Here is an 11648-nt window from a genome sequence, read left to right as displayed (position 1 = left end):
GACGAGGCGGATCCTGCTGCCGGCCGTGCTCGCGAAGACGGCCACGACCCTCGACGTGATCGCCGCGCGGGCTAGTGGGTGGCTTGGTCTCGGAGGGGGCGGGCTGGGCCGGGAAGTGGATGGCCCGGCTCGGGTCTGGAGGGCCCGGCTCGGGCTGGATGGTCCAGGCTCGGGTCTGGAGGGCCCGGCTCGGGTCACCGCTCTTCGTAGGTGATCTGGTGCTTGGCGGCGATGAGGTTGAGCTTCTTGGCGTCGAACCGCCCGTCGGTGGTGGTGGCGTCCGGTCCGGCCTCGGCGGCGTCCTCGAGGTAGCACTCCCATCCGCCCGGCGTGGAGATCTGGATCACCCGCGGAGGCGGGGTGGATCCCCTGCGCAGGGCGTGCGGGACGCCGTGCGGCAACAGCACGAACCCGCCCGCCGCCACGTGCTCGACCCGGTCGTCGAACTCGACCTCCAGCACGCCGTCCAGCACGTAGACGCATTCGTCGGCCACGTGATGGACGTGCCGGGGGATGTCGCGGGCCAGGGTCACCTCCAGGAGGGAGAGCCTGCCTTCGGTGTCCTCCGTCCTGGCCTTGAGGCCGAACACGGGCGGCATGGGGACCCGGCTCGGCCGCACCTCGCCGGGGTTGAGCAGGATGAAACGATCCTTCGACATGATGGCGGCCCTTTCGGACGTGGCATAATGGAATGCGGAATCCTGATTCCGCAATTGAGTCTAGACAGAGGATCGCCAGGCATGTCAACTCCGCCGACCCGCCGCAAGCCGCGTACCGACGCCGAGCGCAACCGTGACCGCGTCCTGGAGGCGGCCCGCGCGCTGTTCGCGGAGCATGGCTATGACGTGCAGATGTCGGAGGTCGCCCGCGTGGCCGGGGTCGGCGTCGGCACCCTCTACCGCAAGTTCCCGACCCGTGAGGCCCTGATCGAGGCCGTCGCCGCGCACCGCTCCGCCGAGATGGTCGCCTTCGCGCGGGAGCGATGCCTGGCCGAGGGCGACCCGTCCCAGGCGCTGGCCCGGTTCCTGGGGCACGTCGGCGAGGTGCTGGCGGGCGATCGCGGCATGTCGGAGGTGATCGAGCAGGCCATGGGCTCGACCGAGCCGCAAGGAGAGCCGCGCGCGAAACTCCACGCCGTCGTCGGGGAGCTGATCGACGCGGCGCGAGCCGGCGGCACGGTCCGGGCGGACGTGACGGCGGCGGACGTCAACATGATCGTGTGCGGGCTGGCGGCCGTCATCCGGCACTCCGCCGGTGACTGGCGGCGGTTCACCGAGATCGCGCTCAACGGCCTCCGGTCGTGAGCGGTGTGCCCACGCGACACCGCATACGCTCTGTTATTGATGGTGGCGGTCATGGTCACTGCCGGACGGCGCGAGCTGCACAAGAGGGCGACGAGGCAGGCCTTGCAGGAACTGCTACACGCATGTTCGAGGAGCGGGGATACGCCGAGACCGCGGTCCGCGGCACCGGGGTGGCCCTGCTGTTCAGCGGCCTGCCCGGCCAGGTGTTCTCCCACCCGGCCAGGACCGCGCAGCCGGTGCTGCTGGAGCTGGAGGACGGCTTGACGGCCGCCCTGCATGACCGGCTGGGTGACTCGGGCGGCGGGCAGGACGAGCGGGCGCTGTCGCTGCGCGCCTCCGTGCTCGCCCGCGCCTGCGTGGCCGCGCTGCGCGCCACCGTCCTGGCCTTCCACGCGCTGCCCGAGGAGGAGCGCACGCTGGAGTCGGCGCGGGGCCTGGCCCGCCAGGCGTTCGACATCCTGAACGACGCCCCGCGCGAGCGCTGAGGCTCTAGCCGTACGACTTGGCGACGCCGTCGAGCAGGTGCTCAAGCGTGTCGTACGAAGGGATGTCGACCACGTCGATGAGGTCCTTCGGGACGGGCACGTTGTGATCGGCGGCGACTTTGGCGAACCGGGTGGCGTCGCCCGAGCGGAGCCCGTGCTCGGCGGCGAGGCCCTGCAGCTCCGGGTCGGTGCTCAGCAGGCGTCCGATCCGGTCGCCCGTCGGGGTGAGCGGCACCAGCGTGTGCTGGGACAGCACGGTCGGCGACGGGTACATCAGCACCATCCCGGGCTTGAGCCGGCCCCGCGCGGCGGCGTCCACGTACTGCGCCTCGTAGATCCAGACCATCGGGGTCGGGCCCATGCCCACCGTAAGGTATTCGTTGAACGGGCCCTCGGAGGTGTTGTCGGTGTAGCCCTGGCTGGTGAAGAGCCGGGTCATCAGGGGCAGCACGCTCTTCTCGGCGGTGGTGCCGTGCACGACCGCGTTGCCGTTCGCGACATAGCCGGCCGTCGCCAGGTACATGGCCGCGGAATTCGACGTGCGCGGGTCCGTCGTGGAGACCAGGACGTTCTTGTCGACGGGATAGGCGGAGTTGCGCGAGAGCTGGGCCCACTTCGTGCCCGACGTGACGAGCCCGAGGTAGCGGTCGACGCTGAAGGTCGGGACGGGCCCCTTCTTCACCACGCCCGCCTTGGTCAGCACGTCCACGATCGGCTGGAACGTCGCGATCGCCATCGGAGAGGAGAACGGCGTGTATTTCGTGCTGACGTGACGCGTGCGCTGGATCGACTCGCCCGCGGGCGCGCTCGACGGGAACGCGAAGTCGTACCGATCGAGGTTGATCGAGGTGGCGATCTGGCGCGAGCCCGCCGACTCGACCTCGACCTTCAGGCCCTGGCCGGCGAGTGACTGCTGCACGCGCGGATCCTCGAAGAACGCCTTCTTCTCGGAGCCGATCACACCGCGCACGATCGTGAGCGGGGGAGGTGGCGGGGGGTCGTCCTGGCTGACGTTCACCACCACGACGACGGCGGCGGCCACGACGACCGCCGCCGCGACGAGTGAAAGAAATCCCTTACTGCGAATGAGGGAGGACGGCTGCGGGGATGGCCGATCGTTTTCCGGCGAGTGAATTTCCGGTGAATCGGGGACATCGTCGGCCGTCTCCGGAACTTCAATGTCCACGACCTCGTCGGCCCGCGCCTCCGCCGCCAACTCTCCGTGCGCGATGCGTTCCACCAGAATGGGGACGAAATCCCTGATGGGAAAGCCGTCGAAACGCTTACGGGCGGCCTCCATAACGGCTCTGACGTGCTCTGTTGAGTGAGTGCCCGCGTAAATCTGAACCAGGTGGTCGGTGGCCCGGCTTATCGCCTGTTCTTCACGGAGAGTATCGTCGCCCACCAGTGTCCCCTCGACCTCATATATCGCCGCGGACTGCCGCGTCCGCCCGCGTGCCGGGGCCAACCTTATAGGGGTTTCGGTCGAGAGGATAACCCGAGTCAATCGGTTATTAAAACGATGGCGGGAATCGCCTGTTCACCGTTGGAGCATTTTTTGTTTAATCGGAATTCATTCGCACCTTGCCGTCCTGCATGACGAAGCGCACCCGGCTCAGCGCCTGATGGGACGGCCGGGCAGCGCGTCGAGGAGGAGCTCTCCCGACCGCACCACGAACCGGCCGCCGACCAGCACGTGCGCGTAACCGGCCGAGGGCGTGGTGCTGCGGGCGTAGGTGGCCCGGTCCCCGACCGTCTCCGGGTCGAAGACGACCAGGTCGGCGTCGCAGCCCGGCTGGATCCTGCCCTTGCGCCGCATGGCGGGTACGGCGTCCTCCAGCACCCGGGCGGGCAGCAGGCTGCAACGGGCCACCGCCTCCAGCAGCGTGAGGCGGCCAGTCTCCCTGACGTGGCGGCGCAGCACGCGCGAGAAGGTCCCCGCCGTACGGGGATGCGTGACGGCGGACGGCGGCAGCGGCCAGGCCAGCGGCTCGGGCGGCCCGCCCACCCAGGTCAGCGGCATGGCGTCGGAGCCCACGACGGTGCCGGGGCTGAGCAGCGCCCGGTCGACGAAGGCCAGGTCGGCGGGGTCGTCCTCGTCGAAGAAGTGGATGACCGCGAGCCCGCCCGGGTCGGCGGCACGCAGCCGGCGGAGCATGTCGGCGTCGGCGACCCGCTCGCCCGTGGGGACATAGACGATGGACTCAGGCCCGATGCCGGAGGCGGGCAGCGCCTCGGGGGCGAGGAAGGCGGCGCCGATGCCGGTCATCCCCGCGCCGTAGGGGTACGCCTCGGTGGTCACCCGCGCGCCCTCGGCCCGCACCCGCTCCACCAGCGCCAGCACCCGGTCGAGCTGGCGCAGCGACGTGCTGTTGACGTGGCAGTAGTGCATGTGGGCGCCCGTTTCGACGGCCGCCATGACGATCTCCTCGGCGCCGTCGATCGGCAGGTCAGGAGTCTGCTCGACCAGGTCGCGGGCGTGGGTGTAGGTGGGCGTGCCCGCTTTGGCGGCGAGCCCGGCGACCGCGACGTACTCCTGGGGGTCCACCCTGGGCGCGTACCCGATCAGCAGGCCGATCCCGAGGGCCCCGTCGGCGAGGTCGGCCTCGATCAGCCCGAGCAGCGCCTGGAGCTGTGCCCGGCTCGCCTCCGCCTGCCAGGCCGGGCTGCCGATGGCGCCGAGCGCGGCGGCCAGCCCTCCGCCGTGCGGCATCCCGCCGACCGCGGCCATCCTGGCCATGCCCCAGGAGGCGGAGAAGCCGTAGTTGAGCGGGCGCCCTTCCGCCGCGGCCGTGTCGTACGCCTCCGCCACGGGGCTGATCCCCGCCTCCAGGTCGAGCACGGTGGTGACGCCGTCGAGCGCCTGCAGCCGGTGCCCGGCGACGGTGTGGGAGTGACTGTGCAGGTCGATCCAGCCGGGCGCGATCGCCAGCCCGGAGACGTCGAGGTGCTCGCGGCCGGACAGCGGCCGCGTCGAGACGGCCGAGATCGCGCCGCCGGTCACGCCTACGTGGGCGACGGCGTCGAGACCGGTCTCCGGGTCGAGGACCCGGGCGCCGCTCAGCACGAGGTCATGGGTGTCCATGGGCGCACCGTACCCGGCCGGGGCGGTGGGGCGGATTGTGCGGGAGCACGAGTTCCGTGCTGGATTTTCGTCCGGTCAGCCCTGCCCGGAGCCGCCTTCGCGTTCGTAGACATCCGCCTCGGGGCCGGATATGCCGGAGATCTGGGGCGTTGTCCTGATTTTCAGCGATTGCTCTCTCGGTGTTGGCCGACAGGTCTGACAATCTCTTTGACCGCGGGTTCGCGGTGCAATCCCCCACGGAGGAAACTCTGATGCGAGTCGTCCCATTGCTCACCGCCGCGGTCGCGGCCTTCGCCACGGCAGCCACGCTCGCCGCTCCCGCCGTGGCGCAGGCCGATCACGACCGTCCGATCCAGGTTCGCCGCGACCACTCCGACGTACGGGTCCCGTTCCTCGCGAAGCGGGCCGGCGAGGCGGTCGTCGACCTGAACGCCGCCGCGCCCGGCACGGACTGGGCCGTGAAGGGCGGCGAGTCGGCCGTCGTGTCGGTCTACGTCGACAACCGCTACGCCACCGACCTCGTCGTCTCCGGAGACCAGCGGCTGCCCCGGCAGCTCGCGCTGGGCTCGGTGCGGCAGGGGCCGCACGTGCTGCGGCTGCGCTTCGCCGGTGACCGATCCGCCGGGGTGAGCACGTCCGTCCTGCTCGACCGGGTGAAGGTGACGACGTACGCGCCGGGCAGCGCCGAGTACCTGGCGCTGCGCTACGCCCCGATCGTCTACGGCCGCAACCTCTCCGAGCTCGGCACCCCGTACCAGAATGCGACGACCGACACGCCGCTCATCGCCTGGCACGAGGTCGGCCCCGGGTCGGCGCCGGGCCGGACGAGGCTCACGTACTCCGTCGTGTGGAGCAACGAGGACGGCGGGACCAACACGCCGGCGCTGATGGCGCGCTGGGGCCGGACCACCGACATCGAGTGGGTCTACGCGGTGGAGGTCGACGAGCGCGGCAACCGGGTCGCCGGCAGCGACACCTACCAGGCCGCCAACCACCAGACGCTGCAGTTCGCCGGCACGTACGAGGGCGACCACGCCCAGCTGGAGACCTGCACGAACAACAACAACATGTGCGACAAGGTCACCGACCCGATGCGGTTCTTCCTGTCGGCGCTGCAGACCCGGCCGGCCGCCGAGGCCCGCGAGTACATGATGGACACCAACTCCTGGACCTACCAGATCATGTCCAAGGAGATGATCCGGGAGGGCAAGATCGAGGCCGCCTCCGGCACGACGCCTGCCACGCCGGAGGTCAGCGACCAGCGCAACTACCTGTACGCGGTGCTCAAGAAGACGACCGACCGGCCCAACACCGGCTCGTCCTGGGTCGGCGTCTCGCTCGGCGTACGCCTCAAGAGCGGCGCCACCGTCTACCTGTCGAACCACGTGGAGCCGACCTGGTCCATCCAGCGGGACGACCCGGCCGCGACCACGGTGGAGCTGCCGCCCGGCACGACGGCCGACGACATCCAGGAGATCACCGCCAACCGCGTCGTGGTCGGCACCGACAACGGTGCCGTCGTGCACGTCACCGGCATCAAGCGCGGCTTCTTCCTGGGGCAGGACTACCTGCCGCAGCCGTCCTTCCTCACCTGGAACGGTGACGTCACCGTCGACGCCGGCACCCCCTCCGCGGTGATCTGGCGCCGCTGAGCCCCCGGGGCGGCGGCAGGTGTCCGGCCGGGTCCTCAGCCGGCCGGACGCCTGCCGAGCTCGTCGGACCAGCCCATGTCCTCCAGCGCCACCCGCAGCAGGAGCTTGCCCTTCTCGGACAGCTCGTACTGCAGCAGCTCCGCCGACTGCTCGTCCACGACCAGCCGCACCGTGAGCTCGCGCGCCGTCGGCGTCGAGAGGGCCACCCCTGTACGCCCCAGCGCGTCCGAGGTCTTGCCCTCCAGCGTCACGGACGGCTGGTCGGCCAGCACGCGGAACAGGGCCGAGCGGGTGCCCGGCTTGAGCGGCGCGGTCATCAGGTCCACGGCGGTCTGCCAGAGGTAGCCGGCCTTGCCGATGTCCGCGCTGTTCGGGCTGCGCTTCCAGAGGTCGTCCAGGCGGCGGCGCAGCGCGTCTTCGTCGGTGGGCAGGTCCGCGAGGTTGCGCAGGTTCAGGCTCGGGTTGTCGATCGACAGGATCCGCTCGGTGGCGTCGTCGTAGGTCCTGGGCTTCTTCTCGGCCAGCTCGGGGGAACCGGCCGCCCGCCAGCCGGCCTCGTCCTGCGGGGAGCCGAAGGTGACCTCGACGTCCTGGTTGCTCACGCTGCGGCCGGTCTCGCCCGCCTTCATCGGCCGCCAGGTCTCACGGGTGTCGGCGGAGAAGGCCGTGTACGGCAGCTCCGCGACCCCGTTGGTCTTCAGCTCCACGACCTTGCGGTCGAACTCCTTCTTCGCGGCGGCCAGCCGCTCTGGGGCGCCCTTGAGCCCCGCCTCCTTGTCCTTCTGCGCCTTGAGCAGGGCATTGAGCTTGGCCTCGTAGTCGCCCGGCACGTTGTGCACCTTCGCGAACGTGCGCTCCCGGAGGTACCAGTAGCGGCCGGACTCGGCCGGCTCCCGCATCGCCGTCGAGGCCGCCGCGAGCAGGAAGGAGCGGGCGGTCAGCGGCTTGGCCGCGACTGCCGGGCTTGGCGTCTTGGGGGCCGGGGTCCCGCCGGAGGCGACGACCACGGTGGCGGCCGCGAGCCCGGCCGCTGCCGCGCTCGCCACCAGCAGGAGCGGCCACCGCGAGCGCCGCCTGACGCGCGGCGTGGCGAAGGCACGGGCCAGGTCGGCCGAGCGGCGCCGCCGGTAGCCGTCCTCGGCCAGCTCGTCCAGCCCGTCGGGCTTGAGCTCGGTGAAGATTCGGTCGGTCATGAGGGGTCCTCCAAGGGTGTGGTCAGGAGTCGAGGCTGCGGGCCGGGCTCGCGCCGCCCAGGCGGAGGGCCAGGGTGAGGCGCTTGCGCGCACGGTGGAGCCGGACGTTGTACGTACGGACCGAGCAGCCCACGACGGAGGCCGCCTGCTCGGGCGGCAGGCCGTACCAGGTGGCGAAGATCATGGCCTCCACGTCGTGCTCCGGCAGGGCCGACAGAGCGGCCAGCGCGGTCTCCCTGTCGATGACGTGCTCGGCCACGTCCCAGGCCACCTGGTCGCGCGGGGTGGTCAGGGCCACGATCCGGTCGACCAGGGCCTGCCGCCGGTGGCGCGAGTCGCGCTGCTTGGCCAGCAGGTTGCGCGCAACCCCGAGCAGCCACGGCAGCGGCGGCTCCGGCAGGTCGTCGAGCCGCCGCCACGCCACCAGGAACGTCTCGCTGGAGACGTCTTCGGCCAGGTCGCGCTCGGCCCGCAGCAGGGCGTAGCCCAGGACGCTGCGGTAGTGCCGGTCGTAGAGGTCTGTGAATCGTTCCTCGGGATCATCCACACCCAGTAGTCCCTCCGGACGCCCCTGGATTACCGCGACGCACCGAATTATTCGTCAGGCTCACCGGCACGAGAGGCGGACCGGGCCGGCCGCCGTGGACTGCGCGCCTGCCGGGTCCGCGATCTCCACCGTGACCAGGCCGTCCGAGGTGTCGACGGGGACCCAGGTGCCCTGGTGGGTGTGCTGGTCGAGGGTGAATTCGGCGACGGTGCGAGCGTCGTCGCCGAAGCCGTCCTTGACCGTGTACCGGATCTGCCGGGTGGGGAGGGGAGGGCTGCCCACGGAGACGTCCACGAAGCATTGGTGCCGGCCGCGCAGTCCGGTGGTGAACCGCCACTGGAAGGTGTTCCCGCAGCCCGTGCCCGGGGTGCCGCGGGTGTCGTCGCGCGGGCAGCTGGGGGCGGCGACCGCCGTGAAGGCGAGGTCGGGCCCGGTCGCCGCCATGAGGTTCTTGGGGAGCGTGCCGGCCGTGACCAGGGCGATCAGCCCGAGCGCCACCAGGGCCAGCCAGAGCAGCGCCGAGCGGCGGCGCGGACGGGCCGGCGGCGGCGACGTCGTGGTGTCCAGCCTCGCTCTGATCGTGTGCCAGGTACGGGTCCATTCGTCCTGATCGCCGCCGCACGCGCCGACGTACGCCTGCGTGACCGCCAGGCTCGGCAGCCGGTCGCCCGCCGCCGCCGCGGACAGCGCGGAGGCCGAGTAACCCGCTTTGCGCTCCATCGCCCGGTAACTCGGATTGCCCGCCGCCCCCCGGAGGTCGCGCAATCCTTGGGCGAAGTCCTGGAGCGGGCCGGGCGGCACCGGCCGCTCCCGCCGCCCACGTGTCGTGGTGCCGTCGTGTGTCATCGTGCCCCCTGCCGTGAAGTGTCGCCCCCTATTCGTGGGCACACGGCCGGCGGACTGCACGTGCGGCGAAGCGCCTGGCGGGGGCGCGTCCGCTCCCCGCCAGGCGTCCGGCTTCCTACCCTCTGCCCTTGCCCCGCAGGCAGGTCAGAACGATGCCTTCGTTCATCGTGTAGGTGTTCTTCGTGTTCCCCGCCTCGGTCCGGTGGCTCGCCATGGCGCCGGTGAGGTGCGCGAGCTCGTGGAGCAGGATCAGCGTGCGCCACTCGTCGGGGTCGAGCGGCCTGCCGCCGTCGTCGTTGTTGTACTGCACCGGCTGCGGCTTCGACTGGTGCCACTCCTGGTAGAGATAGATCGTTCCGGCCGAGCCGCGGCCCGTCGTCGACTCCGCGTACGGCAGGCGCCCGTCCGGCGCGGGCGTGCCGTGCTTGGAGTACAGGTCGAACAGCCTGGGCGCCTTCCAGATCGCCCGCAGGATCGACAGGGCGCTCTCGCCGCCGGGGCTGTCCAGACCGGTGACGAAGCTGTTGCAGCGGGGACGGTGCTCCAGCAGGTCCAGCGCGGTCTCCACGGCCAGGTGGAACTCCTTGTCGGCCGTCGCGGGGTCGGGCGGCCTCAGGGGGGTCGGTCCGGGGGAGGGCCGCTGGTGCTCTTCCTCCTCCTCGGTCACGGGCTCGTCCTCCGTGTCATCGTCATAGAGGTCCTCGTACCAGCTGGGCTCCTCCGGGTCGGACCACAGGTCGATGACGTCGGCGCGGGCCGGGCCGGTCGCCACGGCTCCGCTTCCGGTGATCACCGCGAGCGCGGCGAGGACGGGCAGCAGGCGGCGCGGGTTTATGAGTCTCATCGTCAGCCCACCTTGACCTTGCCGAGGATGTCGACGACCGGCTCGCCGCAGGTGTTCACGTACCGGACGATCACGATGTACCGGACGCCCCTGGTCAGGAAGGAGGCGGCGTACCTGGTGCGGTCCTCCAGGACGGTGTTCCTGGCGACCGTGGGCTGCCGGTTGCGGAGCTCGTCGCCCGACTCGGACAGGAAGGCGTACTCGGCCGTGCTGCTCTTCGCGAGCTTGTCACCGAAGGGCGCCAGATAGGTGTTGCCGCCGAGGACGAGTGTTTTGCCGAGGTTGTCGCCGCCGATGTAGAACCTCGGGGTGAACTTGCCCGTGCGGGCCGTCGTCCCGTACAGGCGGACGTAGGCGGGGACGCGGCAGGTCTGCCGCTGCAGGCTCGGCCGCAACCGCATGACCTGCCGCCCGTAAGAGCCCTGCCGTCCGTACGAACCGTCCTGGCCGTAGGAGCCCTGCCGTCCGTAGGAGTCCTGCCGGGCCTGGGGAGCTTGCTGGGCCGGTTGGCCCGGTGTGCCCCGCTGCGCCGGTGCCGGGGAGCCCTGGGAGGGACGCTGCGGCTGGCCGCTTCCCGGGCGGCCGACGATGTACCGGTCGATGGCGGCGTTCGCGCCACGCTCCAGAACCCGTTCGAGCCAGGCGGGAAGCTTGGAACCCCCGCTGGTCTTCGGGAACGTCTTCGGAGTGGCCGGACCCGGCTGGTCGCCCGTACCGGTGGGCGTGTCCCCGCCGCTCTCGGGCTCCTCCAAGGACAAGGAAGGGCTGTCCTCGCCAGAGCTACGGGCGGGCCCGGATCCGATGTCCCCGATGCCGGGAATGCTCGGGATGCCGGGGAGGCCGGGAATGTTGAGGCCGCCCGAGTCGTCCGACGGCAGGAATCCGGAGCCGGGGTCGAACCCTCCGAACGGGTCGATGTCGGCGCGGGCCGCGCCGGCGGTCAACCCGCTCGTGACGACCGCGCCGCTCACGGCCAGGACGACCGCCGCACGGCGCAGCCTCAAAGGTGATCTCACGTTTGCTCTCCTCTCGCGCTGCTGGACGTCTGCCAGCGATCCCTGACTACGGGGCCCGTCGATGACCAGCCAGACGGTGACGTTGTCCATTGGCCCGAGCCGTTGATCAGGGACGCCGGTCATCTCCGGCCGTCCGCGCGGAGCGGGCTACGTGGGGCCGCCGGCCCGGATGACGGCGGGGCCGTGGCCGTACCAGCGGTGGATGGCCCGCCGCAGCGCCCGCGAGTCGGTGAAGCCGACCCGCGCGGCGATGGACTCCACGCTGAGCGTGGTCTCCCGCAGCAGGCGGTCCACCCGCCGTCGCCGAGCTCGGCCTGGGTTACGTGCTCGACTGGACCAACGACGACCAGCCGTACCGGCTGAACGTCCCGGGGATGCTGAGCGTGCCGTACTCGCTCGAACTCAACGACCTGGGCATCTTCACGATGCACGGCAGGAGCGGCGGCGACTTCGTGCAGCTGGTCAAGGACCAGTTCGACCAGCTCTACGCGGAGTCCGCCGAGAGCGGGCGGGTCATGGCACTGGCGCTGCACCCGTTCGTCATCGGCCAGGCGTTCCGGGCGAAGTACCTGGACCAGGCGCTGGAGTACGTCGCCGGCCACGACGGCGTATGGCTGACGACCAGCGACGAGATCGCCGGGCACTACGCGGGCCTGGGGCGGTCGTAGAGTGACCG

Annotated in this window: 13 protein-coding genes and 1 pseudogene; 4 read left to right on the top strand and 10 right to left on the bottom strand. The window is 71.1% G+C overall.

Annotated elements, in window-relative coordinates:
* Window positions 1-194 precede the first annotated feature (194 nt).
* A complete protein-coding gene (locus tag ACWEPL_RS11885) occupies window positions 195-659 on the bottom strand; it encodes a cupin domain-containing protein (protein ID WP_350731773.1) in 465 nt (154 codons plus the stop codon).
* 81 nt (window positions 660-740) lie between these two features.
* On the opposite strand from ACWEPL_RS11885, the gene ACWEPL_RS11880 reads away from it, so the two are divergent.
* Both ACWEPL_RS11880 and ACWEPL_RS11875 read left to right on the top strand, forming a co-directional pair.
* Window positions 741-1304: a TetR/AcrR family transcriptional regulator gene (locus tag ACWEPL_RS11880; protein ID WP_357745009.1), complete on the top strand. Its 564-nt coding sequence runs from the start codon at window positions 741-743 to the stop codon at window positions 1302-1304.
* 122 nt (window positions 1305-1426) lie between these two features.
* The gene (locus ACWEPL_RS11875; protein WP_452436026.1) at window positions 1427-1789 is read left to right on the top strand and encodes a hypothetical protein; all 363 of its coding nucleotides are present in this window, start codon (window positions 1427-1429) and stop codon (window positions 1787-1789) included.
* A gap of 4 nt (window positions 1790-1793) precedes the next feature.
* Here the strand turns inward: ACWEPL_RS11875 and ACWEPL_RS11870 are convergent, their stop codons facing one another.
* The 3 genes and pseudogenes from ACWEPL_RS11870 to ACWEPL_RS11860 all read right to left on the bottom strand — a co-directional run bounded on the left by ACWEPL_RS11870 (window position 1794) and on the right by ACWEPL_RS11860 (window position 4874).
* A complete protein-coding gene (locus ACWEPL_RS11870; RefSeq protein ID WP_363981081.1) occupies window positions 1794-2831 on the bottom strand; it encodes a hypothetical protein in 1038 nt (345 codons plus the stop codon).
* Between the two features lie 183 nt (window positions 2832-3014).
* Window positions 3015-3194: pseudogene (locus ACWEPL_RS11865) on the bottom strand (three-helix bundle dimerization domain-containing protein); the annotation flags it as partial.
* Between the two features lie 210 nt (window positions 3195-3404).
* Window positions 3405-4874, bottom strand: coding sequence for an amidohydrolase family protein (locus tag ACWEPL_RS11860; RefSeq protein WP_452436025.1), 1470 nt, complete (start codon window positions 4872-4874; stop codon window positions 3405-3407).
* 251 nt (window positions 4875-5125) lie between these two features.
* Here ACWEPL_RS11860 and ACWEPL_RS11855 point away from each other — a divergent pair, with 251 nt between their 5' ends.
* Window positions 5126-6526: a hypothetical protein gene (locus ACWEPL_RS11855; protein WP_452436024.1), complete on the top strand. Its 1401-nt coding sequence runs from the start codon at window positions 5126-5128 to the stop codon at window positions 6524-6526.
* Window positions 6527-6561: 35 nt separating this feature from the next.
* Here the strand turns inward: ACWEPL_RS11855 and ACWEPL_RS11850 are convergent, their stop codons facing one another.
* From ACWEPL_RS11850 to ACWEPL_RS11825, 6 genes are all read right to left on the bottom strand, one after another.
* Window positions 6562-7719 carry a CU044_5270 family protein gene (locus ACWEPL_RS11850; RefSeq protein ID WP_452436023.1) on the bottom strand — a complete coding sequence of 386 codons (1158 nt, stop codon included), beginning with the start codon at window positions 7717-7719 and terminating at the stop codon, window positions 6562-6564.
* A 22-nt stretch (window positions 7720-7741) separates the two neighbouring features.
* Window positions 7742-8266 carry an RNA polymerase sigma factor gene (locus ACWEPL_RS11845; protein ID WP_350731760.1) on the bottom strand — a complete coding sequence of 175 codons (525 nt, stop codon included), beginning with the start codon at window positions 8264-8266 and terminating at the stop codon, window positions 7742-7744.
* A gap of 60 nt (window positions 8267-8326) precedes the next feature.
* Window positions 8327-9112, bottom strand: coding sequence for a helix-turn-helix domain-containing protein (locus tag ACWEPL_RS11840; RefSeq protein ID WP_452436022.1), 786 nt, complete (start codon window positions 9110-9112; stop codon window positions 8327-8329).
* 115 nt (window positions 9113-9227) lie between these two features.
* Window positions 9228-9956 (bottom strand): hypothetical protein, encoded by a 729-nt coding sequence (locus ACWEPL_RS11835; RefSeq protein WP_452436021.1) that lies wholly within the window; start codon window positions 9954-9956, stop codon window positions 9228-9230.
* A gap of 2 nt (window positions 9957-9958) precedes the next feature.
* A complete protein-coding gene (locus tag ACWEPL_RS11830; RefSeq protein ID WP_452436020.1) occupies window positions 9959-10972 on the bottom strand; it encodes a hypothetical protein in 1014 nt (337 codons plus the stop codon).
* 147 nt (window positions 10973-11119) lie between these two features.
* Complete coding sequence (locus tag ACWEPL_RS11825) at window positions 11120-11266, bottom strand: helix-turn-helix domain-containing protein (protein ID WP_452436019.1); 147 nt, start codon at window positions 11264-11266, stop codon at window positions 11120-11122.
* Window positions 11267-11295: 29 nt separating this feature from the next.
* Here ACWEPL_RS11825 and ACWEPL_RS11820 point away from each other — a divergent pair, with 29 nt between their 5' ends.
* On the top strand, window positions 11296-11640 hold the full coding sequence (locus ACWEPL_RS11820) for a hypothetical protein (RefSeq protein ID WP_452436018.1): 345 nt from the start codon (window positions 11296-11298) through the stop codon (window positions 11638-11640).
* The last annotated feature ends 8 nt before the right edge of the window (window positions 11641-11648 follow it).

The organism is Nonomuraea sp. NPDC004186 (genome assembly GCF_053603495.1).
The sequence above is the reverse complement of the archived record's forward strand: the minus strand, read 5'-3'. Positions and strand labels throughout refer to the sequence as shown.

Coding starts and splice junctions, on each gene's coding strand:
- ACWEPL_RS11855 (WP_452436024.1), top strand. CDS start 5,126: ATGCGAGTCGTCCCATTGCTCACCGCCGCGGTCGCGGCCTTCGCCACG.
- ACWEPL_RS11880 (WP_357745009.1), top strand. CDS start 741: ATGTCAACTCCGCCGACCCGCCGCAAGCCGCGTACCGACGCCGAGCGC.
- ACWEPL_RS11850 (WP_452436023.1), bottom strand. CDS start 7,719: ATGACCGACCGAATCTTCACCGAGCTCAAGCCCGACGGGCTGGACGAG.
- ACWEPL_RS11860 (WP_452436025.1), bottom strand. CDS start 4,874: ATGGACACCCATGACCTCGTGCTGAGCGGCGCCCGGGTCCTCGACCCG.
- ACWEPL_RS11875 (WP_452436026.1), top strand. CDS start 1,427: ATGTTCGAGGAGCGGGGATACGCCGAGACCGCGGTCCGCGGCACCGGG.
- ACWEPL_RS11885 (WP_350731773.1), bottom strand. CDS start 659: ATGTCGAAGGATCGTTTCATCCTGCTCAACCCCGGCGAGGTGCGGCCG.
- ACWEPL_RS11835 (WP_452436021.1), bottom strand. CDS start 9,956: ATGAGACTCATAAACCCGCGCCGCCTGCTGCCCGTCCTCGCCGCGCTC.
- ACWEPL_RS11840 (WP_452436022.1), bottom strand. CDS start 9,112: ATGACACACGACGGCACCACGACACGTGGGCGGCGGGAGCGGCCGGTG.